The organism is Aquifex pyrophilus (assembly GCF_054656935.1).
Genome location: NZ_BAAHXJ010000015.1, coordinates 13,004 through 36,413, shown reverse-complemented (window position 1 = coordinate 36,413; position 23,410 = coordinate 13,004). Strand labels below are relative to the sequence as shown.

General features: G+C 45.2%; 30 protein-coding genes. 15 read left to right on the top strand and 15 right to left on the bottom strand.

Going from position 1 to position 23,410, the window contains the following annotated elements; translation table 11 throughout:
* The first annotated feature begins 11 nt into the window (after positions 1-11).
* Genes rpsL through ACYQZ0_RS08335 form a run of 5 tightly spaced genes read left to right on the top strand, consistent with a single transcriptional unit; the run spans position 12 to position 3,870 of the window.
* Complete coding sequence (gene rpsL, locus ACYQZ0_RS08355) at positions 12-398, top strand: 30S ribosomal protein S12 (protein WP_010880443.1); 387 nt, start codon at positions 12-14, stop codon at positions 396-398.
* A gap of 3 nt (positions 399-401) precedes the next feature.
* The gene (gene rpsG, locus ACYQZ0_RS08350) at positions 402-884 is read left to right on the top strand and encodes a 30S ribosomal protein S7 (protein WP_459776137.1); all 483 of its coding nucleotides are present in this window, start codon (positions 402-404) and stop codon (positions 882-884) included.
* Positions 885-911: 27 nt separating this feature from the next.
* Complete coding sequence (locus tag ACYQZ0_RS08345) at positions 912-2,102, top strand: TRC40/GET3/ArsA family transport-energizing ATPase (RefSeq protein WP_459776136.1); 1,191 nt, start codon at positions 912-914, stop codon at positions 2,100-2,102.
* A complete protein-coding gene (locus ACYQZ0_RS08340; protein WP_459776135.1) occupies positions 2,102-3,241 on the top strand; it encodes a serine/threonine-protein kinase in 1,140 nt (379 codons plus the stop codon). Before ACYQZ0_RS08345 ends, ACYQZ0_RS08340 begins: the two co-directional genes overlap by 1 nt.
* Positions 3,238-3,870, top strand: coding sequence for a PP2C family protein-serine/threonine phosphatase (locus ACYQZ0_RS08335; protein WP_459776134.1), 633 nt, complete (start codon positions 3,238-3,240; stop codon positions 3,868-3,870). Before ACYQZ0_RS08340 ends, ACYQZ0_RS08335 begins: the two co-directional genes overlap by 4 nt.
* On the opposite strand, the gene ACYQZ0_RS08330 is transcribed toward ACYQZ0_RS08335, so the two are convergent.
* The 4 genes from ACYQZ0_RS08330 to gcvPB form a co-directional block, all read right to left on the bottom strand.
* Positions 3,860-4,159 carry a hypothetical protein gene (locus ACYQZ0_RS08330; protein WP_459776133.1) on the bottom strand — a complete coding sequence of 100 codons (300 nt, stop codon included), beginning with the start codon at positions 4,157-4,159 and terminating at the stop codon, positions 3,860-3,862. The genes ACYQZ0_RS08335 and ACYQZ0_RS08330 overlap by 11 nt on opposite strands.
* Positions 4,143-4,880: a hypothetical protein gene (locus ACYQZ0_RS08325; RefSeq protein WP_459776132.1), complete on the bottom strand. Its 738-nt coding sequence runs from the start codon at positions 4,878-4,880 to the stop codon at positions 4,143-4,145. The genes ACYQZ0_RS08330 and ACYQZ0_RS08325 overlap by 17 nt, the downstream gene beginning before the upstream one ends.
* On the bottom strand, positions 4,877-5,329 hold the full coding sequence (gene pfdA, locus ACYQZ0_RS08320; protein WP_459776131.1) for a prefoldin subunit alpha: 453 nt from the start codon (positions 5,327-5,329) through the stop codon (positions 4,877-4,879). The genes ACYQZ0_RS08325 and pfdA overlap by 4 nt, the downstream gene beginning before the upstream one ends.
* Positions 5,330-5,447: 118 nt before the next feature.
* Complete coding sequence (gene gcvPB / locus ACYQZ0_RS08315) at positions 5,448-6,899, bottom strand: aminomethyl-transferring glycine dehydrogenase subunit GcvPB (protein WP_459776130.1); 1,452 nt, start codon at positions 6,897-6,899, stop codon at positions 5,448-5,450.
* 27 nt (positions 6,900-6,926) lie between these two features.
* Here gcvPB and carB point away from each other — a divergent pair, with 27 nt between their 5' ends.
* Positions 6,927-8,540: a carbamoyl-phosphate synthase large subunit gene (gene carB / locus ACYQZ0_RS08310; RefSeq protein WP_459776129.1), complete on the top strand. Its 1,614-nt coding sequence runs from the start codon at positions 6,927-6,929 to the stop codon at positions 8,538-8,540.
* Here carB and ACYQZ0_RS08305 read toward each other — a convergent pair.
* Positions 8,502-9,536, bottom strand: a complete 1,035-nt coding sequence (locus tag ACYQZ0_RS08305; protein WP_459776128.1) for an EAL domain-containing protein — start codon at positions 9,534-9,536, stop codon at positions 8,502-8,504. The two genes, carB and ACYQZ0_RS08305, sit on opposite strands and share 39 nt — an antisense overlap.
* A 12-nt stretch (positions 9,537-9,548) precedes the next feature.
* Between ACYQZ0_RS08305 and ACYQZ0_RS08300 the strand changes: the two genes are divergently transcribed.
* Both ACYQZ0_RS08300 and ACYQZ0_RS08295 read left to right on the top strand, forming a co-directional pair.
* Entirely contained in the window at positions 9,549-9,782 is a 234-nt protein-coding gene (locus tag ACYQZ0_RS08300) for a hypothetical protein (RefSeq protein WP_459776127.1), read from the top strand.
* 59 nt (positions 9,783-9,841) lie between these two features.
* Positions 9,842-10,282: an Hsp20/alpha crystallin family protein gene (locus tag ACYQZ0_RS08295; protein WP_459776126.1), complete on the top strand. Its 441-nt coding sequence runs from the start codon at positions 9,842-9,844 to the stop codon at positions 10,280-10,282.
* On the opposite strand, the gene murA is transcribed toward ACYQZ0_RS08295, so the two are convergent.
* Genes murA through hemW form a run of 5 tightly spaced genes read right to left on the bottom strand, consistent with a single transcriptional unit; the run spans position 10,279 to position 14,289 of the window.
* A complete protein-coding gene (gene murA / locus ACYQZ0_RS08290) occupies positions 10,279-11,559 on the bottom strand; it encodes a UDP-N-acetylglucosamine 1-carboxyvinyltransferase (RefSeq protein WP_459776125.1) in 1,281 nt (426 codons plus the stop codon). The two genes, ACYQZ0_RS08295 and murA, sit on opposite strands and share 4 nt — an antisense overlap.
* Complete coding sequence (locus ACYQZ0_RS08285) at positions 11,528-11,722, bottom strand: hypothetical protein (protein ID WP_459776124.1); 195 nt, start codon at positions 11,720-11,722, stop codon at positions 11,528-11,530. Before ACYQZ0_RS08285 ends, murA begins: the two co-directional genes overlap by 32 nt.
* On the bottom strand, positions 11,701-11,973 hold the full coding sequence (locus ACYQZ0_RS08280) for an Lrp/AsnC family transcriptional regulator (RefSeq protein WP_208002275.1): 273 nt from the start codon (positions 11,971-11,973) through the stop codon (positions 11,701-11,703). Before ACYQZ0_RS08280 ends, ACYQZ0_RS08285 begins: the two co-directional genes overlap by 22 nt.
* Positions 11,939-13,165 carry a glutamyl-tRNA reductase gene (gene hemA / locus ACYQZ0_RS08275; protein ID WP_459776123.1) on the bottom strand — a complete coding sequence of 409 codons (1,227 nt, stop codon included), beginning with the start codon at positions 13,163-13,165 and terminating at the stop codon, positions 11,939-11,941. Before hemA ends, ACYQZ0_RS08280 begins: the two co-directional genes overlap by 35 nt.
* 11 nt (positions 13,166-13,176) lie before the next feature.
* Positions 13,177-14,289 (bottom strand): radical SAM family heme chaperone HemW, encoded by a 1,113-nt coding sequence (hemW, locus tag ACYQZ0_RS08270; RefSeq protein WP_459776122.1) that lies wholly within the window; start codon positions 14,287-14,289, stop codon positions 13,177-13,179.
* A gap of 37 nt (positions 14,290-14,326) precedes the next feature.
* Here hemW and ACYQZ0_RS08265 point away from each other — a divergent pair, with 37 nt between their 5' ends.
* The 3 genes from ACYQZ0_RS08265 to ACYQZ0_RS08255 are packed head-to-tail and all read left to right on the top strand — an operon-like array spanning position 14,327 to position 16,357.
* Positions 14,327-14,638: a hypothetical protein gene (locus tag ACYQZ0_RS08265; protein WP_459776121.1), complete on the top strand. Its 312-nt coding sequence runs from the start codon at positions 14,327-14,329 to the stop codon at positions 14,636-14,638.
* On the top strand, positions 14,635-15,705 hold the full coding sequence (gene lpxB / locus ACYQZ0_RS08260) for a lipid-A-disaccharide synthase (protein ID WP_459776120.1): 1,071 nt from the start codon (positions 14,635-14,637) through the stop codon (positions 15,703-15,705). Before ACYQZ0_RS08265 ends, lpxB begins: the two co-directional genes overlap by 4 nt.
* A gap of 10 nt (positions 15,706-15,715) precedes the next feature.
* The gene (locus ACYQZ0_RS08255) at positions 15,716-16,357 is read left to right on the top strand and encodes a hypothetical protein (RefSeq protein WP_459776119.1); all 642 of its coding nucleotides are present in this window, start codon (positions 15,716-15,718) and stop codon (positions 16,355-16,357) included.
* Here ACYQZ0_RS08255 and ACYQZ0_RS08250 read toward each other — a convergent pair.
* Complete coding sequence (locus tag ACYQZ0_RS08250) at positions 16,304-17,263, bottom strand: glycosyltransferase family 9 protein (RefSeq protein WP_459776118.1); 960 nt, start codon at positions 17,261-17,263, stop codon at positions 16,304-16,306. The two genes, ACYQZ0_RS08255 and ACYQZ0_RS08250, sit on opposite strands and share 54 nt — an antisense overlap.
* Positions 17,260-17,700 (bottom strand): DUF4878 domain-containing protein, encoded by a 441-nt coding sequence (locus ACYQZ0_RS08245; RefSeq protein WP_459776117.1) that lies wholly within the window; start codon positions 17,698-17,700, stop codon positions 17,260-17,262. Before ACYQZ0_RS08245 ends, ACYQZ0_RS08250 begins: the two co-directional genes overlap by 4 nt.
* Before the next feature lie 47 nt (positions 17,701-17,747).
* On the opposite strand from ACYQZ0_RS08245, the gene ACYQZ0_RS08240 reads away from it, so the two are divergent.
* The 3 genes from ACYQZ0_RS08240 to ribD are packed head-to-tail and all read left to right on the top strand — an operon-like array spanning position 17,748 to position 20,112.
* Entirely contained in the window at positions 17,748-18,113 is a 366-nt protein-coding gene (locus ACYQZ0_RS08240) for a histidine triad nucleotide-binding protein (protein WP_459776116.1), read from the top strand.
* Positions 18,114-19,061 (top strand): bifunctional riboflavin kinase/FAD synthetase, encoded by a 948-nt coding sequence (locus tag ACYQZ0_RS08235; RefSeq protein ID WP_459776115.1) that lies wholly within the window; start codon positions 18,114-18,116, stop codon positions 19,059-19,061.
* Positions 19,054-20,112, top strand: a complete 1,059-nt coding sequence (gene ribD / locus ACYQZ0_RS08230) for a bifunctional diaminohydroxyphosphoribosylaminopyrimidine deaminase/5-amino-6-(5-phosphoribosylamino)uracil reductase RibD (RefSeq protein ID WP_459776114.1) — start codon at positions 19,054-19,056, stop codon at positions 20,110-20,112. Before ACYQZ0_RS08235 ends, ribD begins: the two co-directional genes overlap by 8 nt.
* Here ribD and ACYQZ0_RS08225 read toward each other — a convergent pair.
* The gene (locus ACYQZ0_RS08225; RefSeq protein WP_459776113.1) at positions 20,109-21,380 is read right to left on the bottom strand and encodes a GGDEF domain-containing protein; all 1,272 of its coding nucleotides are present in this window, start codon (positions 21,378-21,380) and stop codon (positions 20,109-20,111) included. The genes ribD and ACYQZ0_RS08225 overlap by 4 nt on opposite strands.
* Before the next feature lie 25 nt (positions 21,381-21,405).
* Here ACYQZ0_RS08225 and nadD point away from each other — a divergent pair, with 25 nt between their 5' ends.
* Positions 21,406-21,999 (top strand): nicotinate (nicotinamide) nucleotide adenylyltransferase, encoded by a 594-nt coding sequence (gene nadD / locus ACYQZ0_RS08220; protein WP_459776112.1) that lies wholly within the window; start codon positions 21,406-21,408, stop codon positions 21,997-21,999.
* Here nadD and hypD read toward each other — a convergent pair.
* A complete protein-coding gene (hypD, locus tag ACYQZ0_RS08215; RefSeq protein ID WP_459776111.1) occupies positions 21,990-23,138 on the bottom strand; it encodes a hydrogenase formation protein HypD in 1,149 nt (382 codons plus the stop codon). The genes nadD and hypD overlap by 10 nt on opposite strands.
* Positions 23,125-23,379 (bottom strand): HypC/HybG/HupF family hydrogenase formation chaperone, encoded by a 255-nt coding sequence (locus ACYQZ0_RS08210; protein ID WP_459776110.1) that lies wholly within the window; start codon positions 23,377-23,379, stop codon positions 23,125-23,127. Before ACYQZ0_RS08210 ends, hypD begins: the two co-directional genes overlap by 14 nt.
* Positions 23,380-23,410 lie beyond the last annotated feature (31 nt).

Sequence of the window (23,410 nt, the reverse complement as noted above, 5' to 3'; positions counted from 1 at the left end):
GAGGTTAAGGAATGCCGACGTTTAACCAGCTCGTCAAATACGGAAGGGAAAAACGCAAGAAAAAGTCCAAAGCCCCTGCCCTTCAGGGCTGTCCCCAAAAGAGAGGCGTATGCGTTAGAGTCTACACAGTCACTCCCAAAAAGCCTAACTCCGCACTCAGAAAAGTAGCAAGAGTTAGACTATCAAACGGAATTGAGGTTACCGCTTACATCCCCGGAGAAGGACACAACCTCCAAGAACACTCAATAGTTCTCGTAAGAGGAGGAAGAGTTAAGGACCTCCCCGGTGTCAGATACAAGATTATCAGAGGTGCTCTTGACGCCGCGGGCGTTGAAGGAAGAAGACAATCAAGGTCAAAATACGGAACAAAGAGACCTAAAGAGGAGAAAGGAGGTTAAGAGATGCCGAGAAAAGGCCCCGTTCCTCCAAGAGAAATACCGCCCGACCCTAAGTATGGGGACGTTCTTGTTCAGAAGCTGATAAACAAGGTTATGAAGGACGGGAAGAAGAGCGTAGCAGAGTGGATAGTTTACACGGCCCTTGAAGAAGCTGCGAAAGAGGTTAATATGCATCCTGTAGAGCTGTTGCACAAGGTGATAGAGAAGCTGAAGCCCGAGTGGGAGGTAAGGCCGAGGAGAGTGGGAGGAGCGACGTATCAGGTACCGATAGAGGTACCCGAGAGGAGGCAGATAAGTTTAGCGATAAAGTGGCTAGTAGAGGCGGCGAGGGAGAGGCCGAGGGGAAGAGGGCAATATACGATGATAGAGAGGTTGAAGGCGGAGTTATTGGATGCGTTGAATGAGAAGGGGGGAGCATACAGGAAAAAGGAAGAGACTCACAGGATGGCTCAGGCAAATATGGTCTTCTCCCACTTCAGGTGGTAAGCTTTCCCTTCCCTTTAAAATATTTGTATGCGTATAATCTTATTCTCCGGAAAGGGCGGTGTAGGTAAGACAACCATTTCCGCAGCTACGGGATATAAACTCTCAAAGCTCGGGAAAAAGGTTATCGTCGTATCCCTGGACCCCGCTCACTCCCTTGCGGACTCCTTTGATATTCCGGAGGAGGAAAGAAGGAAGGCGAAGGGCCTTCCCATAAAAGTTACGGAAAACCTGGAAATTCAAGAGATAGACATACAGGAGGAGATAGAGAGATACTGGGGAGAGGTTTACAGGTTCATAGAGCTTCTCTTTAACACGACTGGACTTCACGAGATAATTGCGGATGAGCTTGCGATACTTCCCGGAATGGAGGAGATAACGAGCCTCCTTTACGTGAACAAGTATTACAGGGAGGGAAATCACGACGTCCTAATACTTGACCTTCCGCCCACGGGGGAGAGCATACGTTTCGTCTCAATGCCTACCGTTATGAAGTGGTATATGAAGAAGATTTTTAAAACCGAAAGGTTAATAATGAAAGTGGCAAGACCTACGGTTGGGAGGATGACGGACGTTCCTCTGCCTGACGAGGAGTATTTTAAAGCTCTTGAGACCTTTTACGAGAGGCTAAAAGGGGTTGACGAGATACTCGTAAATCCCGAGATAACATCAATAAGGATTGTCTCAAATCCCGAGAAGATGGTTCTGAAGGAGAGTCAGCGGGCATTCCTCTACTTTTTACTTTTCGGCGTAAACGTAGATGCGGTAATTGTTAACAAAATAATCCCCCAGGAAGTCATAGAGAGTGAGAACTGCAAGTATTTTAAGCGTTGGCTTGAGATTCAGAAGAAATACATACACGAGATAGAGTCTTACTTCTCCCCCGTTCCCGTTTTCAAGGTTCCCCTTCTTGAGGAAGAGGTTGTAGGACTTGAGAAGCTTGAAAAGCTCGCAGATATAATTTACGGGGAAGAGCCCCCCGACAAGATATTCCACAGGGAAATTCCCTACAAAATTGAACACAGAGATGGCGAGTACGTGATAAGGATTAAGGCACCGGGTGTTAAGAAGGAAAGCGTTTCCCTGGTGAAGGGAGAGGACGAGATAGTGGTAAGGGTGGGGAACTTCAAGAGCCACATAATGCTCCCCAGAAAGCTGAGAAACCTTGAGCCCGAAAGGGCAAAAGTGGAAAAGGACGAGATTCTTATATTTATGAAGTAATGGAAGAGAACGGATTTAAAAAAGGGGACGTAATACTCGGTTATTACGAGGTTCTTGACGAGATAGGAGAGGGAAACTTCGGAAAGGTTTACAAAGTAAAGGCGCTTAGGGGAAGGTATAAAGGCAAAATATTCGCCCTGAAGGTTGCGAACAACCCTTACGCTATTACCTATCTCTGGAAGGAAGCCCAGACATTAATTCTCTTTCACCATCCCAACATCATCTCCCTTCAGAGCTACCTTTACAAGAAGGATAAAAAGGAGCTTTACCTCATATACGAATACATGGACTTCGGAACACTAAAGGACTACGTGGAGAGCAAAGGAAAACTCTCGGAGGAAGAAACCCTCAGGGTTCTCAAGCACGTTGTTAACGCCCTTGAGTATTTACATTCAAGGGGTTATATCCACAGCGATGTGAGACCCGAAAACGTTATAGGGAAAAGGGTTTTCAACACGGTAATATGGAAGCTGGGGGACTTCGGACTCATAAGGATAAGGGGAGATGTCTCGGTTATAGACGTTAAGGGAGCTCTCGGTTTCATAGCACCTGAGGTTTTCAGGGGGGAGATTCACAGAAGTAGCGATATATACTCCCTCGGATGCGTGACATACTACATGCTCACCGGTGAAATCCCTTTTAAAGGGGAAACGATTAAGGAGGTAAAGGAGAAGAATAAAAAGGGAGTTGTTGAGATTCCCGAGCATTTATCGGATAATTATATCCACAGCGATGTGAGACCCGAAAACGTTATAGGGAAAAGGGTTTTCAACACGGTAATATGGAAGCTGGGGGACTTCGGACTCATAAGGATAAGGGGAGATGTCTCGGTTATAGACGTTAAGGGAGCTCTCGGTTTCATAGCACCTGAGGTTTTCAGGGGGGAGATTCACAGAAGTAGCGATATATACTCCCTCGGATGCGTGACATACTACATGCTCACCGGTGAAATCCCTTTTAAAGGGGAAACGATTAAGGAGGTAAAGGAGAAGAATAAAAAGGGAGTTGTTGAGATTCCCGAGCATTTATCGGATAAAATGAAAAATCTCCTCAGGAAGATGCTTGAGCCCGATTACAGGAAACGCTTCAGAACCGCAAAGGAGTTGAAAGAATACCTTGTCGCGGAGGGGCTGGCGTGAAATGGGTAACGGGATGCGTGTACTACGACAGGGAGAACTTCGCGGACAGGTATATGGCAACGGGAAGAACCTTCGCTATAGCAGACGGAATGGGTATAGGGAAGGGAGCGGTTCTCTCAGCGGAAAAGGCGATATCCTTCCTCAAGGAGTTTGAACCCTATCTTTCGGAAGACTACATAAGAGAGACCTTTAAGAAGATAAATAAGGAAATTATTAAGGAGATGGGGAAACTGGGGGATAGCGTAATTTCAGGCACAACGTTAAGCCTCCTTTCCCTTAACGGAAACAGGTTTTTTATCGGACATATAGGAGACTCCAGGATTTACAGGATGAGGAGGGGAGAGCTTGAGCTTCTTACGAAGGACCACGTTAAATACAGGGGTAATAAAAAGGTTGTAAGGGTCCTCGGTCTTGAGTGGAATCCCGAGATACAAACTCTCACGGGGGAACTGGAAAAAGGGGATACGTTCCTTTTGATATCCGACGGATTTTTAAACGTCATTTCCGAGGAAGAGTTAAGGGATATACTTACTTCAGAGAACCTTGAAGAGAGCAAGGAAAAGTTAAAAGAGCTTTTCAGAAAAAGGACGAGAAGGGGGGAGCTTACCTTTATAATTGTTAAGCCTTAGCTTTTTCAAAGAGTTCAAGCTCCTTCTCTATAAGCTTTTCCGCTTCCTCCTTTGATACCTCCACGTATAGCTTACCCACAAGGTAGTAAAACTTTCTGTTTGAGTCAAACTCCTTCAGAACTTCCTTTGCAAGCTTTAACTCCTTTTCCATAATGTCTCTCTCAAGGGCTTCAAGAAGTTCGAGGGCCTCCTTTACCTTTTCCTCTCTTATAAAGCCTTCCTCGCTTCTGCTCCTCTCCTGGAGTGCTCCTCTCAAAAGTTCCGAAACCTTCTTAAACACTTCTAACATCTCTCACCTCCGACCATCCTAAAGTTTGGTTTTCTGAAGGAATATAAAAAAGTTTGTGAGGTCTTAGCTCAATTCTGTATAGCTTTCTCACCCTATCCCTTACCTCTTTGTCTCCCCAGAACCAGAATAGCCTTGCACTAATCGGATTCGGAGTCCACACGCCAAGCCTGAGTGGAATCTCCCAATTTTTAACCGAAGAGGAAAGTTCAAGGTAAAAATCCTCTATTCTTCCCTTACCACGTGTAAGTGTATGTTCCGCGTGAATGAGAGCCTCAACGTAGGAATGGGAAGCGGATTTTATTTTCTCGTAATGGGAACTCTCAAAGGGAATCTCAATAATACCTTGGTATACGTATGCGTCCCCGAAAAAGCTTTCTTCGTCCCTCTTCAGGTCGTAAAGGAAGAGCTTAACCTTTTTAAGGTTCTTCTCATCAAGCTTTATCCTTTCGGGAATGTTTATATCCTTCAGGATTTCCTCTTTATCGGAAAGGGCTGTTTTCTGAACGAAGTTTAGAAATCTTGAGAGGGAGACTTTCTTATGAGTAAGTATGTAATGCCTTACCTCGTTCCTGAGTTTTGCATCCTTCTTAAGGGAATAAAAAATAAGGGCTGTCTTGAAGAACTTTTTTATCTGGGAGCTGTAAAGGTAAAGCTCTCGGGGTTTTTGATTCACAAAATGGAAAGAGGGAAGAAGGGGAGACCAGAGAACTAAAGAGCTCATTGAGCCTTAGCCTCTTCCTTTCCTACCGCTCTTACCTCTTCAAGGAGCTCTTCTATCTTTGCGTAGAGGTCCGCTATCGCTTCCTCAAGAGTTCTCCTAAGGGCTTCAAGAGCACCTATCTCCTTCCTTATCTTGTCAATAGCCTCGTCGTAGCTCATTACAGCGGATATGCCCGTTCCGAGGCTCATTATCACCTCGTCAACCCCTTCGCTTTTTGCCTTTACCTGTGCGGTTGCCCCTACGGGAAGGAGGATTTCCTTGCCCTTTCCGAGCTCCTTGAGAGACCTGAGCGTAACCTCCGCGGTTCTGTAGTCGGATATGGATTGATTGATAACCGCTATCTCCGCCCTGAGTGCCTCAATGGTAGCCATATAACCCCTGAGTTGCTTGTTAAGCTCTTCCATTCTCTTCTCCGCCTTTTCTTGAGCGTTCTTCTTTTCTTCAGCCATCTTTCACCACCTCCTCAATTAGTTTTATTTTTAATATAACCACTATAAAGAAATTTTTCAATATTTAATATCATAAAATATGAGTAATTTATGCTCAATATACGTGACAAAAAAATTTTTAAGAAGAAAGAAAATCCCTGTAACTCAGTATTAGCTTCCTGTTTGCCTCAGCCTCCTTTATGCGTTTTACGGGTGTTTTGTGGGGTGCACTTCTTACTACTTCAGGTCTTTCTTTAGCTTCCCTTACTATACTCGCAAGTGCCTTTGCAAACTCTATAAGCGTGTCGGGGCTTTCCGTCTCGGTGGGCTCTATCATTAGGGCTTCCCTGACGATTAGGGGGAAGTACATTGTTGGTGCGTAAAATCCGTAATCAAGAAGCCTCTTTGCAACGTCCCCCGCCCTCACGTTATACTTCAGAAGGTTCGTGGCGGAAAGGACAAACTCATGCATACAGGGAGATGAGGGATAGGGGTCCTTGAATAGTCCTTTAAGGAGATGCTTTAGGTATCTCGCATTTAAAACTGCAAAGTCCGAGACTTTACCTATATCTTTTCCGTAGGTGAGTATGTATGCGAGGGCTTTCAGCCATACCGTGAAGTGTCCCCAGAACCCGAGAATTTTCCCAACACTTTTGGGAATATCCCAGTTCAGAAAATATCTCTTTCCGTCGTAATCTATCTGGGGAACGGGGAGGTAGGGCCTCAATTTTTCGGAAACGCCCACGGGTCCCGCACCGGGTCCACCTCCCCCGTGGGGCGTTGAGAAGGTTTTATGGAGGTTAAAGTGCATAACGTCAACGCCCCACTCGCCCGGCTTGAACTTGCCAACGAGGGCGTTAAAGTTTGCCCCGTCCATATAAAGGAGTGCGTCCCTCCTGTGAAGCTCTTGGGCTATCTCCTTTATCTTTCTCTCAAATAGACCAAGGGTGTTCGGATTCGTTATCATAAGGGCTGCAACTTTCTCGTCAAGCTTCTTCATAAAGTCCTCAAAATCAAGCTCTCCATTTTTATCGCTCCTAACAACTCTTATATCAAACCCGCATATAGCCGCGGTTGCTGGATTGGTCCCGTGAGCCGAATCGGGTATGAGAACGACATTCTTTTCTTTATTCCCCCTGTCGTCGTGATAAGCCCTTATGAGGAGGAGGCCGAGAAGCTCTCCGTGGGCGCCCGCAGCGGGCTGAAGTGAGACCTCAGCAAACCCCCCGAGCTCCCTCAGAAGCTCCTTAAGTTCGTAAACGAGCTTAAGAACGGGCTGTATAAACTCCTCGGGAGTGAAGGGGTGAATACCCAGAAACTCCCTTCTGTTTACGAGCTCCTCGTTTATCCGGGGGTTGTACTTCATCGTGCAGGAACCGAGGGGAACCATCGTGGTATCAACCGCGTAGTTCAGCTGGGAGAGCTTCGTATAATGCCTCACAACCTCAAGCTCGGAAACTTCGGGAAAGTTGAGCTCTTTTCTTAAATACTCCTTCGGTATAACCTCCTCGGGATTTACCCTCTCAACGTCAAGCTCGGGAAGTTTATAGCCTCTTCTCCCGGGTTTTGACTTCTCAAAAATTAACTTCATAACAGATTAGTTTAAAATTTTTAGGATATGTCTAAAAAGGTGGTTATTCTCGGGAGCGGTCCCAACCGTATAGGCCAGGGGATTGAGTTTGATTACGCCTGCGTTCACGCCGTTTTCTCCCTTCAGGAGGAGGGATACGAGGCCATAATGGTTAACTGCAACCCCGAAACGGTATCAACGGACTACGACACCGCGGACAAACTATTCTTTGAGCCCGTTGTATTTGAACATGTCATGGACATAATAGAGAGGGAAAAGCCCGAGGGAGTTATACTCCAGTTCGGGGGACAGACACCCTTAAAGCTATCAATCCCCCTTAAAAAGCAGAACGTAAGAATACTCGGAACCCAGCCGGAAAACATAGACAGGGCTGAAGACAGGGAGCAGTTCAGGAAGCTAATAATAGAGCTCGGATTAAAACAGCCCGAAAGCGGAACTGCAAAAACTAAGGAGGAAGCCCTTAGGATAGCCTCATCAATAGGATACCCCGTTCTCGTCAGGCCCTCTTATGTCCTGGGCGGGAGGGCCATGAGAACTGTTTACGACGAAGAGGAACTCAAGGAATACCTTGAGGAAGCGGTAAGCGTAAGCTACGAAAGACCAGTCCTTATAGATAAGTTCCTTGAGGACAGCATAGAGCTTGATGTTGATGCGGTTTCGGACTCCAAAGACGTTTTAATAGGTGCTGTTATGGAACACATAGAGCAGGCAGGTGTTCACTCGGGAGACAGCGCCACATCAATCCCCCCCTACACGCTAAAGGATGAGGTTGTTGAGGAAGTTAAGAACCAGACGAGGAAGCTTGCCTTAGCCCTTGAGGTGAAAGGTCTTATAAACGTCCAGTTTGCGGTTTACAACGGGGATATATACGTCCTTGAGGTAAATCCGAGAGCCTCAAGAACAGTTCCCTTTGTGAGCAAAAGTGTGGGATACCCCCTCGCGAAGATAGCCACAAAGGTATTGCTCGGAAAAAAATTGAGAGACATACTTCCCGAGGTCTTTGAGAGGATGGAAAGGGGAGAGGCACACACCGCTTCCGACTTTCTTCCCAAGGATAAGAAGATTTTCACGGTAAAAGAGGTGGTCTTTCCCTGGAAGCGTTTCCCCGAGGTTGACCCAGTTCTCGGACCCGAGATGAAATCAACGGGAGAGGTTATGGGCATTGACGAGGAGTTCGGACTTGCTTACTATAAAGCCCAGCTCTCCGCCGGATACAGACTGCCCGAGAAGGGAAACGTCTTTATAAGCGTTGCTGATAGGGATAAGCCCAAGATTATAGAGCTCGCAAGGGGCTTTCACGAGCTCGGATTCAGGATTTTCGCAACCTCAGGAACTTACAGGCTCTTAAAGGAAAAGGGCATTCCCGCCCAAAAGGTTCTGAAGGTATCCGAGGGAAGGCCGAACGTAGTGGATATGATTATAAACGGGGATATACACCTCATAATAAACACTCCCTCGGGAAAGAGGGAAAAAAGCGATGCCTACTACATAAGGAGGGCGGCGGTTCAGTTCAACGTTCCCTACTACACAACCGTGAGGGCGGGATACGCTGTTCTTGAAGCTATAAAGAGCTACAGAAACCTGAAGGAGAAGGGATTAAGCCTATCGGTCAGGCCCCTTCAGGCCATTCACAGCGTTTAAAACCTTTCTCACCCTCTCGTTTATTCTCTTTACATCTGGTTTTTCAACGGGTTTTGTAAATATGAAGCCCTGAACGTAGTCCGTTTCCATGTAAAGAACCGTTTCAAGCTCTTCGGGTCTCTCAACTCCTTCCGATACAACCTTTATACCGCTCTCGTGGGCTATCCTTATGAGGTAGTTCACTATTATCTTCTTCAAGCTGTGCTTGTGTATGTTTCTTATGAGCTCCATATCTATCTTGATTATGTCGGGACCCAGCTCCGAAAGGTAAAAAAGCCCCGAGTATCCCGAACCTACGTCATCAAGGGCAACCTTAACGCCCTCGGACTTTAAGAATGATATGAGACTCCTTACCGCGGTTATATCAAGCTCCTCATACTCGGTAAGCTCAACAACTATCTGGGAAGGGTCAATCTCGTGCATATAAACGGTTGTTAAGAAATCACCGAAGGTTTTTAAAGGGTCCTTAAGAAAGCGAGGGTGAAAGTTCAGGAAGAGTAATCTGTTGCCTAAAAACTCCTTTGCTCTTTTCATGGCCTCGTACCTGCAGAAGTTTTCGGAAAACTCCGCAGTACTTTTCCCTACGTTTATCAGGTCAACAATCTTTATGGGTGGTCTGCAAAGGGCTTCAAAAGCTGCAACTTCTTTCTTTTTTACGTCAACAATAGGATGAAAAACTATCTTTGTATCAATGAAAATCTTGCCTATTTCGTTGTAAATAAGCTTATCTATCAGAACATCGGGAGTTTTTGCCTTAACAACCGCCTTTAGAAGAGATTCACAAGAGCTTATATTAACATTTCCTTCGTAAAATCGTAAGGACTTTAGAGCTTCTTCGCTCAGCTCGGAAAACACGTATAAAAGCTCCTCGTCTCTTATCTTATTTACCTTAACGACGTTTCCAACTTTCTCCCACTTTATACCAAGTTCTTCGAGAAGGGATACAAACTCATCAGCAAAACTTTCCTCTTCAAAAATAAACAGTTTTTCTGCCATACTAATATCGCCGTGGAATACTTAGCCTTAACTATTATAGGTTTCCTTTCGGGAATTCTGTACGCGGAAGAAATGAAAAGGAGGAAGAACCCCCTTTATTCTTTTCCCCTGAGGTTTGGCATTTTGGGGACAATGCTGTTCTTTGTCCTTCAATTCTTCGGTGCCGACGGCGGATTTATCTTTGTTATTTCCCATGTTATCGGCAGATTACTCTGGGTTTTTTACAGGGCTTTTGTAAGACCTTGACACTTGATAAAATTATACTAAATTTATTTATAACAAAACCTATTAAGGAGGTGGGAAAGATGGAAGGAAGGAAAATGGTAGTCTGGAGACCTTTTGAAGAGCTCGAAAGAATAAAGAGGGATTTTGATAGGATACTTGAAGAGTTTCTTCCCGTTGGAAGAGAAGCACAACCTCAGGCTTTAGTTCCTCCGGTTGAGGTTTACGAGACGGATAAAGAAGTGGTTATAAAGGCGGACCTCCCGGGTGTAAAGAAGGAAGACATAGAGATAACCGTTAAGGAAAATATGGTTGCCATAAGGGCGGAAAGGAAAGAGGAAAAGGAAGAAAAGACCGAAAATGTTTACAAAACCGAGAGGTTCTACGGAGTAATAGAAAGGGTTATTCCCCTACCCGTAGAGGTTGACCCCGAAGGTGCAAAGGCTGAATACAAGGACGGCGTCCTTGAGATAAGAATACCAAAGGTTCACGTGGAAAAGGAAAAGAAGATAAAGCTCGCTTAATCCTCTCTCTCTCTCTCTATCCTTGCCCCGAGCTTTCTTAACTTCTCTTCAAGTTTTTCATAACCCCTGTCAAGGTGGTATATGTTTCTAATTGTTGTTTTACCTTTTGCAACAAGTCCCGCAAGAACGAGGGAAGCGGAAGCCCTCAAATCCGTTGAGTATACTTCAGCTCCGTAGAGTTCCTTAACTCCGTTTACGTAAGCGGTATTCCCCCTGACAGTTATACACGCACCAAGCCTATTTAGCTCCTGAGCGTGGTGAAATCTGTTCTCAAATATCTTTTCCCTTATTACGGACCTTCCATCCGCGAGGGAGAGAAGGGACATAAACTGGGCCTGCATATCCGTTGGAAATCCGGGATAAACCTCAGTTTCTATGTAAGCGGGTTTTAAACTTCTCTCCCGTCTTGATACCTTGATACCGTCTCCGTTCTTTTCAACCTTCCCCCCTATTTCCTCAAGCTTCTTTATGACACTCCCGAGGTGGTCAGGATTTGCCCCTTTTAAAAGAACTTCGCCGTCCGTCAGAACAGCTCCCACCATAAAAGTTCCCGCCTCTATCCTGTCGGGTATAACCGAGTGAATGAATCCTCTCGGACGTTCAGTTCCCTTAATTATTGCTTTTCTGCCTCTTACCTCTATTTCCGCTCCCATCTTTTTTAGAACCTCAACAAGGTCCATAACCTCGGGTTCAAGAGCTATATTCTCAAGGACGCTCTCTTCCGGAACGCTCGCCAGATAAAGGAGGGCGTTCTCCGTTCCCGTAACGGTTATGAGCTCAAAGGAAAAGTGAACACCCCTTTTCTTATCAACGCTCGCGTAAATGTATCCGTTCCTTATCTCAACTTTCGCCCCTGCAGATTGGAAGAACTTTATATGCTGGTCAACGGGTCTCGCCCCTATGGAACATCCCCCGGGGAGTCCAACGACCGCCCTTCCGAACCTTCCGAGCAAAGGGCCCAAAGAAAGTATCGAAGCCCTCATCAGTCTCACTATCTCCTGTCCCGTTGTGAAGGAGTTTATGGTTGGCCTCACAAAAACCTTATTCCCCGCCTGTTCAACTTCCGCACCGAGATTTCTGAGGAGCTTTATAGTGTTCCTAACGTCAAGGAGGTCGGGAACGTTGGTTATTAAACAATCCTCCTCCGTGAGGATTGTTGAGAAGAGGATTGGGAGGGTAGCGTTCTTGGCACCCGAGACCTCAACTTCCCCCCTCAGGGGGATGCCTCCCTCAACAACGAAGTAATCACTGTAGGTATATAATGTAGTGCTCGTCATCCTTAGGAATAACTATCTTAACGATATCGTAATCCTTTGAGTAGTAAAGGAGAACTCCCTCGTCGTTTTCCTCGTAAGCTATCTCCTTGTCCGAGTAAATGACTATAATCTTGTCCTCCTTTTCCTCAACGCAGGGGTATGTTATATTCTCACCACCACACATGTTATAGCTTCCTTAACTCCCTCAAGGGAGTGAATCTTATTTATAACGAGTCTTCCGAGCTCGTCCTGATTAGGAACTTCCACGAAAACTATTATGTCGTAGGGTCCCGTGACGACGTCAGCGGTCTTTACACCTTCAAAGGTTGAGAGAGCAAGCATTATTGAGGGTATTTCCCTCGGGTCCGCCTTTATGAGAATATAAGCCCTTATCGCATACTCAGATTCCAACTCCATTAACTCCGTTATGGACATTGGATAGTTCTTTTCTTCGGGGTTCATTCTCTACCTCCTCGGTAAATATTCTTAAGATTATATCCGCACTTTCAGGATTCCTCTTCATTTCCCTTATAGCCCTGTGTATTAATTTTCTAAGGTAGGGATTACTTCTCATTCCGTCAATACTTTGTTTTAGCTTTAGGATATAAGGCTCAACCTTCAGGCTCTCATACCAGTTCCTGAACTTCTTGACCTCGTCCCATAGGATTATCTCTCCCCTCTGGGCCTCTTTCATTCTCTCTTTAAGGTTTTCCTCAACGACCTGTTTCAGGTCGTCAATATCGTAAAGGAAGACACTTTCCACTTCCGAAATGGAGGGCTCAACGTTCCTCGGGACAGAGATATCTATAACGAACTGGGGCTCGTAATTCCTCCTCTTTATTGAGTCCTCAAAGTCCTCCCTCGTGAGTATATAGTTTTTTGCACCCGTTGAGACGATAACGATATCCATCAGGTGGAGGTACTCCTTTAGTTTCTCAAATCTCAGGGCATTTCCGCCTAGGGTTCTCGCAAGCTTGAGGGCTTTTTCATAGGTTCTGTTCGTTATGTGGAGGTTCGTTCCGAACCTCTTTAGGTAGCTTGCGGCAAGCTCTCCCATCTCCCCCGCCCCTATCAGGAGGACGTTCGCCTCCTTTAGCTCTCCGAATATCTTCCTCGCAAGTTCAACCGCTGCGTAGGATACAGAAACCGCACTCCTGCTTATGCCCGTCTCCGTCCTCACCCTCTTTGATGCCCTGAGTGCCCTCTCGTAAACCCTGTTCAAGATTTTCCCAACGGTGTCAAGCTCCTTCGCAACCCCATAGGCCTCTTTGAACTGGGCAACTATCTGGGGCTCACCTATCACCATGGAGTCAAGGCTTGAGGCCACCTTAAATATGTGAAATACCGCCTCGTCTCCCTTCTTTATAAAGAAGTATCTCCTGAAGGACTGGGGAAGCCTTTTGAGGGAAAGGAGCTTCTCTATAACCTTATCGGATACGTCAACTATGTTGTAAGCGTAAACCTCAACCCTGTTGCAGGTTGAGAGAAGCATAACCTCCTCTAAGGGAACTTCCCTCTTCAGTATTGGCAGTATATTTCTCGTTTCCTCAAGGTTGCAAGCCAGTTTCTCCCTTACCTCTACGGGGGCTACCTTAAAGTTTACCCCCACCACGAATATTTCACCCATCAGGTTTTAAATTATTCCATTTTTTTAGGATTTAAGTCATAAAACCTTAATATCTCCGATATAAGCTCATTTGAGAGGAGTATGTGTTCCTCCTTTATCTTTACCCTTCCCTCCTCCTCCTCAAGAAACTCCCATAGGTATTCGGGAATGTCGGGAAGGAGCTCCTTTCTTACCCCCTTTCTCAACCTGAGGTTAAGGATTATCCTTTCCTTCCTGAGTTCGCTCTCGTCAAGGGAGAGGTTATACTCAACGGGCTTCTTCCCCTCCCTTAAAAGCTTCATATATTTGTATAGGTTCCTCGTGTTTCCGTATCTTCTCCCTTTGTAAAAGCCCCAGGCGGATACACCGAAACCGAGAAACTCCTCAAGCTCCCAGTAAAGAAGGTTATGCCTGCACTCGTATCCCCTCTTTGCCCAGTTGGATATCTCGTATCTCTCAAAGCCGAGGTCTCTCAATCCCTCGGAGAGAGTATCGTGAATCTTTACGATGGTATCCTCCTCGGGAGGCGAAATCTCTCCCCTCCTGTAGGAAATGCCCATCGGTGTGTCCTCATAAAAGGTGAGGAGGTATGCGGAAACGTGTTTTATCGGGAACTTCTCAAGCTCCCTCAGTTCCTTTTCCGCGTCTTTTGGAGTCTGGGAAGGGTAGCCCCATATTAAGTCAACGTTTACGTTCTCATAACCGAGCTCAAAAACCCCCTCAAGGAAGGTGTAAACATCCCTCAGCGTGTGCTTTCTCCCGAGGGCTTTTAAACCCTTATCGGTAAAGCTCTGGACTCCTACGCTTACCCTGTCAATCCCGAGATTCTTAAATTCCCTGAACTTTTCCCTTTCAAAAGTCTCGGGATTGCACTCAATCGTTATCTCAGAAGGCCTAAAGTTAAAGTTCTTATCAATTTCTTTTATCACCTCTTCAAGGTGTTTTGGCTCAAGGAGTGAGGGCGTTCCCCCTCCGAAGTAAAGGGTTTCAACTTCTCCCTTTAATCCCTTGTAGAAGTTTATCTCCTTCTTCAGGGCTTTTATATAATCTTCGTGGCTTATCTCGGAGTTTACGACGGACATGAAGTCGCAGTAAGGACACTTATATGTGCAGAAGGGTATGTGAACGTAAATGCCCCTAATCATCGGATTTTAATTTAGTTAGGTTATATTAAACTTCACTATGCCAGCTGACCCGAGAAATGCAGGAAAGGATAAGGGAAACCTTGAGATGGAGCTTAAAAACCTCCTTACATCCGCAAGGATAAGGAAGATGGAGTATGAGGCAATTGTTGACGAGCTTGAAGAAGACGAGCTGAAGTATGACCTTTTTGAGTATAAGGAGTATTACGAGACGAACGTAAAGCCTTACATAGATAAGGCTTACAAGAACGGGAACGAGAAGCTCGTAGCCATGGCGGAAGAAATTAAGGGTATATTTGAAGAGATTATTGATATGATTACCGCAAGGATTGAAGAGCTCTCAAAGAAGTGAAGAGGGTTTTTATCTCCCTCGCGGACCGCTCAGCCTCAAACTACGTTTACGAGATATTCAGGGAGGGCTTTGAGGAATACGAGATATGGGGGCTCACAGACCAGAGACTTGAAGAGATAGGGATAAAAAGCGTAGGAAGGTATGAGGAAATCTCGGCGGTAGGTATAACGGAAGCCCTAACGAGGATACCGAAGTTTTTAAAACTATATGGAAGAATTCTTAAAAGCGTTCAGAGGGCGGATACCTTAATCCTTTGCGATGCACCCGCTTTAAACCTCAAGCTCTTAAAAGATGCGAGAAAATTAGGCGTAAATAAGGTTATCTACTTCATATCCCCCCAGGTTTGGGCGTGGAAGCCAAAGAGAGCCCGAATAATAGGGAAGCTTTCGGACCACCTAATTGTAATACTCCCCTTTGAGAAAAAAATTTACAGAAATTTTAAAAACCTTAAGGTTCACTACGTCGGGCATCCTCTCGTTGATATGGCAAAGCCGAAAAAGGAAAAAGAAGACTTCTTAAGGGGCTTTAGAAAGAAGCCCCTTCCCATCCTTCTGGGAAGCAGGGAAGCGGAAATAAAAAGGCACACAAAGCTCTTTAAGAATAAGCTTGAAGGTCTTAAAAAAGAGTTTGAGCCCGTATCCCCGACCTTTCCCCAGTATGAAAGTTTTATAAAAAAAGAGCTTGGTATAAGAACGCTCTCTTACGATGGAGCCTCTTACGACTGCTTTTATTACTCCGATGCGTCTATCGTGGCATCGGGAACCGCATCCCTTGAGGCGGGACTCGCCTTAAATCCTCACGTGGTTTACTACAGGGTAAACCCCCTTACATACCTTATAGGAAAAAGGCTCGTAAAAATTCCCTTCGTGAGCCTCGTTAACATACTTCTCAGAAGAGAGGTCGTCCCCGAGGCGATACAGAAGGACGGAAAGGAAATACTTAAGAAGTTTGAGTATGTTTACGAAAGAAGGGAAAAGATAAGAGAAGAACTAAGTATGCTTAGATACATTCTTGGGGAAAGGGGCGTTATAGCCAGGCTCAGGGAACTTTTCAGGGAAATTATTTAGTATATCTCTTATGATAAGGTTTGAGAATTACGAGGTTGCGGTCGTAATAGTTATGACGAGATTCCTTGAGGCTATTGCGATAGTCCTCGCCATATACCTTGCACTTAAGAAGTATAAGCTTAGGTATGTAATCGCTCCAGCGGGAATAGTTTTCCTCAGCGTGCTTACGAACCTCATAGGCCTAATCTACAGGGAGTACTTCCCCGTTATAGCTTCCGTTAACTTCCTTATAACCGCCCTTTTGCTTTCTCTTCTCGTTTTTTACGTTGTTAAAAATCCCGAAAAGACGAGGGATTTCACACCTCCGAAGGAGACGAGATGTCCCGTTTGCAACGTACTCATACTCAGAGAAGATGAACTTTGCACCGCAAAGATAGGGGATTATACTTACTTCTTTGACACCTGCCACCACCTCGTTCAGCTCCTAAGAGAACCCGAATACTTCCTTGAGAAGGGAAGCGTGTTTAAGGGGGATATAAAGGAGATATTTGTAAAGACAAAAGACACAAAGAGGTGGAAGAAGTTGGATAACGTGAAGCTCGTTGAGGAAAACGGGAAGGTAGTTCCCTACGAAAACCCTCCCCAAAATGCGAAGGTTTTAGACCCCAAGGAGCTCCTCCGCGGTGCTCAGAACGTCCTCGGGAGCAGGTAAGCTCCTGCAGAGCTCGTCCCCCCTCATACACCTCTTTGGATTGGGAGAACAGGGGGAGCAGGGAGCGGGATTTCTTAAATACCTTCCAATTAAGGGGTAAAAGCCGTAAAGTTCCGATGTAGCGGTGTAAATTGTTATCGCCGGAACACCGAAGGCGTTTGCTATGTGAACGGGGGAGGAGTCGTTCGCAATAACAAGTTTTGCCCCCTTTATAACACCCATGAGCTCCCTTAAACTCGTTTTCCCAACGAGGTTTAAAAAGCTCCTCTCAGTTAAATCATTGAGCTCCCTAACTTTTTCTATGTCGGATTTTGTGCCCGTAATGACCGCAGGAACTCTGAGCTCATTTATCAACCTTGCCCAGTTTCTTAAGCTCCACTCCTTCAGTCTGAAGTTTGAGAAGGGAGAAAGGACTACGTATTCTTTCTCTTTCAGGGAAAACTTCTCAAGAATTCCTTTAAATTCATCTTCTTCCATTCTAAGTTCCGTATCTTTTGAAAAATTCCTTACACCTAGGGGTTCAAGAAGTCTAAGATTCCTCTCAACCTCGTGAATGCCCCACTCGTGCTTAATTCTTTTCGTGTATAAAAATGAGAATTCCGATTTATCAAAACCTATCCTTTCTTTTATTCCCGAAAAGTAAAGTATGAGGGCTGTCCTCATTGAGCGGTGGGGAGAGATTGCAACATCGTAATCCCTTATCTTTTTCCTTATCTCAAGGCTTTCAAAAAGCCCTTTGGAAAAGGGAATAAGCTCTATATCAAATCCCTTCAGGAGTTCCGATATAAAAGGTCTTCCTACGAATCCTATTTTTGCGTTCGGAAAGTTAATTTTTAAGGTTTTTATGAGGGGCGTGGCGAGAACCACGTCCCCCAGATACGCTGTCTGCCAGATTAATACCTTCACTCGGATATTGGAGGCGTATACTTCTCTATCTTAGCTATATACCACTTCTTTCCTTCCTTCACGACTATGAAGGAAAAGAGCTTTTCAAGTCCTTCCCTGTCTTTCACGCTCACTATAACCTTTGCGGTTGATTTTGAGAGCATCCTCGCATCCTTGATATCAACGTCGTCTATGTTTTCTCCCATCGTGCTGAAGGCGCAGGCGAGAAGCTCCGAGGGTCTCAGCTCGGTAAACTGAACAGGGAGTTTCAGGTTCTTAGCGAGCTCGTCCCTATACGTGGGATGAACATACTTTATTGCGTCCCTTCCTTCCCCTTCCATAATCTCTTCCATAAACTCGTCAACGGTTTCCTTAGCACCGCTGTAAGGCTCTCCGCAGGACTTTAGGAGGAGTGCTCCCGCAAAGACCGAAGCTACTATTAAGACGGGTTTTTTCATTCCCTTGACCTCCTTCAAGTTCAATATTTTAGATTAAAATAACATCTATGCAGGAAAAGGACTGTATATTCTGCAAGATAGTAAGGGGGGAACTCCCTTCAAAAAAGGTTTACGAGGACGAGCAGGTTTACGCCTTTCACGATATAAATCCCGTTGCTCCCGTTCACGTCCTCATAGTTCCCAAAAAGCATATAGTCGGTATTCAGACCCTTGAGCCTGAAGACGAGTGTCTCGTAGGACATATGTTTTACGTTGCGAGAAAGATAGCGGAACAGCTCGGCATAGCCCCCGACGAGAACCTCAACAAGGGATACAGGCTCGTTTTTAACGTAGGCAAAGATGCGGGACAGAGCGTTTTCCACCTTCACCTCCACCTCATAGGCGGAAGAAAGATGGAGTGGCCTCCGGGCTAAATGAAAACCTTCGTTCTTGACCTAAACGGAAAGAGCTGTCCCAACAAAAAAATTCCTTTAATAGAGAGGATAAACGAGGAAACAGCTTTAACCGTTGGGAACTTTGACGGGATACACCTCGGCCACAGATATCTGATAGAGAAACTCAAGGAAGAGGCGGAAAGGAGAAACTTAAGGAGCGTCGTTCTTACCTTTTGTCCCCATCCCTTGAAGGTTCTTGCCCCCCAGCTACTTCCCTGCGAGCTTACCGATATAGACGAAAAAATAGAAGTTTTATCGGGACTCGGTGTTGATTACACGGTATTTATAAGGTTTGACAGGGATTTCTCAAAGGTAAGGGCAAAGGAGTTTTTGAAAGATATACTTTACGAGAGGCTCGGGTGCAGGTATCTACTCGTCGGATACGACTGGAGATACGGATACAAGAGAGAAGGGGAAATAGAGCTTGCAAAAGAAGTGGGAGAGGAGCTCGGATTTGAGGTTGAGGAGGCTAAACCCTTCAGGATTGAGAACCACGTCGTTAGCAGTACCCTAATAAGGAGGCTTCTGAGGGAGGGAAGGGTTGAGGAGGTAAGGAAATACCTCGGACACAACTACTGGATTAGGAGAAAGGTCGTGAAGGGTGAAGGAAGGGGAAGTAAGATAGGATTTCCCACAGCAAACCTCCAACATACGGAAAACCTCTGTTTAAAGGAAGGTGTTTACGCGGTAAGGGTTGAGGAAAGATACAAGGGGGTTGCGAACTACGGATACAGACCGACCTTCGGAGGAGGAAAGAAAGTTCTTGAGGTGTTCATACTTGATTACGAAGGAAATCTGAGGGGAAAGAGGATAAAGGTTGAGTTTTTAAAGTTCCTAAGAGAAGAGAAGAAATTTAGCTCCGTTGACGAGCTTGTAAACCAGATAAAGAAAGACGTGGAAAGGGCGAGGAAGGAGATAAATGATTAGGGAGATAGATGAGAGGTATATGAGGTTGGCCCTATCCCTTGCAAAGAAACGGAAGGGATACACCCACCCTAATCCGACGGTCGGTGCTGTTGTAGTAAAAAACGGAAAGATAATAGGGCTTGGATACCACGAGAGGGCTGGAAAGCCCCATGCGGAAGTTATGGCGTTAAACCAAGCGGGGAGTGATGCAAGGGGCTCAACCCTATACGTCACCCTTGAGCCCTGCACCCATTACGGGAGAACACCTCCCTGCACTAATGCGATAATTGAGAGCGGTGTAAAGAGGGTTGTAGTTGCGACCGAAGACCCAAATCCACAGGTAAGCGGAAAGGGAATAGAGAGGCTGAGAAAGGCGGGAATAGAGGTTGAGGTAGGCCTCTTAAGGGAAGAGGCGAGGGAGATAAACGAGGACTTCTTTACCTACATATCCAAAAGGAGACCTTACATAACCCTCAAGTGGGCCCAGACGATTGACGGAAAGCTGGCAACAAAAACGGGAAAAAGCAAGTGGATAACCTCTTACGAGAGCAGGAAAGTTGCCCACATTCTCAGGAGGGAGGCAACGGCAGTTCTGGTGGGTGTGGGAACGATTATAGCGGACGACCCCGAACTGACGGTCAGATACGTCCCCACGGAAAAGCAACCGATAAGGGTGATACTTGACCCCGAACTAAAAATCCCGAAGAATGCAAAAGTTTTAAACGACAATAGGGCTAAAACATGGATAATAACTTCAAAGAACACCAATGAAAGTTACGGGAACGCGGAAATAATAATCTTAAAGGACTTATCCGTAGAGAATATACTGAAACACTTATACGAAAGAGAGGTTATGCATATCCTCGTTGAAGGTGGAGCTTATACCTTATCAAGGTTCGTAAAAGCCGGACTATACGACAGGGTTTGTGTATTTGTTGCTCCAAAATTAATGGGAGAGGGGAAAAGCATACAGGATTTAGGAGTAGAATCTCCCGATGAATTGAAAAAATTGAAGTTGAAAGAAGTAAAAAAGATAGGTGAGGATGTTCTCCTTATTTACGGAAAATCTTAAATCTCCATTCCCCTTTTGTATATCTCAACTCTGTTCTTTCCTTTTTTCTTTGCGTTGTATAGTGCTATATCCGCTTCCCTTATTATATCTTCAAGGCTTTTCTGGTTTCTAAAACTGCTTACACCCACGCTTACCGTTATTTTCAACTTCTTTCCGTTTTCGAGTTCAACGGGTGCTGCCTCAACCGCCTTCCTGAGTTTTTCCCCGACTTTATAAGCGTTCTCAAGGGTGGTATTCGGAAGCATAACTATGAACTCCTCTCCTCCCCATCTCGCTATTACGTCCATCCTTCTCAGGTTCCTCTTAAGTATCTGGGCTACATGTCTTAAAACTATATCGCCAACATCGTGCCCGTATGTATCGTTAATCCTTTTGAAGTTATCAAGGTCAAGCATGAGAATGCTGAAGGGTTGTCCCAGTCTCATAGCCCTGCTTAGTTCCTTTTCCGCTATCTCCATAAAAACTCTTCTGTTGTAAAGACCCGTCAGGGCATCGGTAAGGGCTAAATTTTCGTAAAACCTCTTTTCCTTTGTCGTTTGAAGTAAAAGCTTTTCAAGGGACTCTATCATTCTGAGAATGGCAACCTTAAGGTTATAAATCTCGTTATCCTTATCCTCAGATAATCTTAAATCTTTTCTCAGGAGCTCTATTTTTGAGAACTCATTCCTTGAAAAGGCCATAGTAATATCACTTAAGAACTCTACTTCCTTCAGGAGTCCGCTTATGAGCCTATAAACGGGAAGGAAAAATGTTGCGACAACTCCGAAGGGAAAGAAGAGCATAAGCCCCATAACGTAAGGGTCGTGCTTAATCTCCTTTACGAATACTACGTATCCGTATTTCCCGAGGGGATATCTTGCAACGAGCCCCGGAGAATAAACACTCCCTATTACCCCGTATGGGTCTATTTTCAGGATTTTCCCCAGTAAATCCTCCGAGATATTTCCTATTACCGCAAAATTCCCTACGCTGAACTTCCAGTTTAAACGATGTTTAAAAGCGTACTCCTTTTTTAGGATATAAACCTTTTCTGTTTCAAGAATTCTGCTTATATGCTCAGAAATCAGCTCAATCTCATTAAGACTCAGATTTTCGGCCTTTATAATTTTCTTGGTATCGTAAAAGGCGTTAACAACTCTCGTGTAAAACCTCTGGGCCATCAAATCGTTCTGATATTTCAGATAAGCGTAAACGCTTAATAAGATAACGGTAAAACTCAGGAATGTTGAAAACAGAGAGTATATAACGAACTTAGCTCTAAGGGACATCGTATAGTATAATACTAACGCATTTATGAGGATAGTTTTCGGCGGAAGCTTTGACCCCGTTCATATAGGACATATAATCCTCGCGAGGGACATTCTTGAAAGGTTTAAAGCTAAGGAGGTTATTTTCGTCCCGACCTATCAGGCACCCCTTAAGGGAAGGCACAGGGCAAGCCCCGAAGACAGGCTGAATATGCTGAAGATAGCCCTCAGGAGGGAGGAGAAATTCAGGGTTGAGGATTACGAGATACGGAGGGGAGGCGTATCCTACACCGTTTACACCTTAAGGTATTTAAAGGAAAAGCTTAAGGAGGAGCTGTACCTTTTGCTTGGGAGCGACAGCTTTCTGAAGTTTCATCTCTGGAAAGAACCCGAGGAAATCTTAAAGCTCGCAAAGATAATAGTTGTTGAGAGGGAGGGAAAGCTTGAGGAGGTTAGGAGATACGTAAAGGAAATGTTCCCAAATCTTGAGGAAAACAGGGATATATTTTTGGTAAAAACAAGGAGAATAGATATCTCCTCCACCGAGATAAGGGAAAGAGTATCAAAGGGTTTGAGTATTTACTGCATGGTTCCGGAAGGCGTTGAAGAGTATATAAGGGAAAGGGGACTTTACCGGTGAAAGACTATTCCCCTTCTGTATTTGTAATAAGCCGCACAGGCACCTTCGGAGGATACCATACAGGAACCCAAGGGGTTTGAGGGTGTGCACACATTCCCGAATAGCTTACAATCGGTCGGTTTCGCAACTCCCCTAATCACCTTCCCGCATATGCAGGCCGGGTGTTCTTTTGGCTCGGGAAGGCTTACATCAAAAACTTTCTCCGCGTCAAACTCCTCGTAATCCTTCTTTATCTTTAAGGAAGAATAGGGTATTATTCCGAGACCCCTCCATTCAAAGGTCTTCCTCAGCTCAAAAACTTCCGCAACGAGCCTCTGAGCCTTTACGTTGCCCTCGTAAGTTACAAAACGGGTATATTCGTTTTCAACCTCAGCCCTTCCTTCCTTCAGCTGTTTAAGTATCAAGTAAACCGCCTTTAAAACGTCCAAAGGTTCAAAACCCGCTATAACGACTGGTTTTAGGAACTCCTCCGCAAAGTAGTGGTAGGGTTTTGTGCCTATAATGACGCTTACGTGCCCCGGTCCGATAAAGGCGTCTATTTCAACCTTACCTATCTCCCTTATCTCGGGTGCGTTCAGTATATGCTGTATAGCCGCGGGAGTTATTACGTGGTTTGATACGACAAATAGGTTTCTCATTCCTTCCTCTTTTGCCTTTTTTATTAAAACAGCTGTCTGGGGCGTTGTTGTCTCAAAACCTATCGCGAAGAAAATAACCTTTTTATCAGGATTTTCTCTTGCTATCTTTAAGGTATCAAGGCAGGAGTAAACCATTCTTACATCCCCACCCTCCGCTCTCACGTCAAGGAGGCTCTTTCTCCTTGAGCCGGGAACTCTCAGGAGGTCTCCGTAGGAGCAAAGAATTACGTCTTCCCTCTTTGCGAGCTCTATCGCGAGGTCTATCCTCTGCATGGGCATAACGCATACGGGACAGCCCGGGCCGTGAACGAAACGGACAACACCATCAAGGAGCTGGTCTATTCCATGTTTCATAATAGCGTGGGTGTGCCCACCGCAGAACTCCATAATCCTAACGGTTCTCCCCAGCTCTTCTGAAAGCCTTCTTATCTTTTCGGTTAGCTTAAGAACTTTATCTTTATCCTTAAAGGCCTTTAAAATATACCCTTCAGCTGCTTTCATAATACCCTTCCTCTTTCTCCATCTCTTCAATTATTTCCTCAAAGAGCTCTAAACTCTTCAGGGCTTCCTCTTCATCGAGTTTCTGAATCGCAAACCCGACGTGTATGAGAACGTAATCCCCTATCTCAACGGGTTCGGGCATGAGCTCCAAGGATACCTTTCTTTTTACACCGAGGGTATCAACGAGGGCTGTCCCGTCATCGTAAATCTCAACTACCTTTGAAGGAATGGCTAAACACATCTTAAGCTTAATTATAAATCGGTGAATGAGC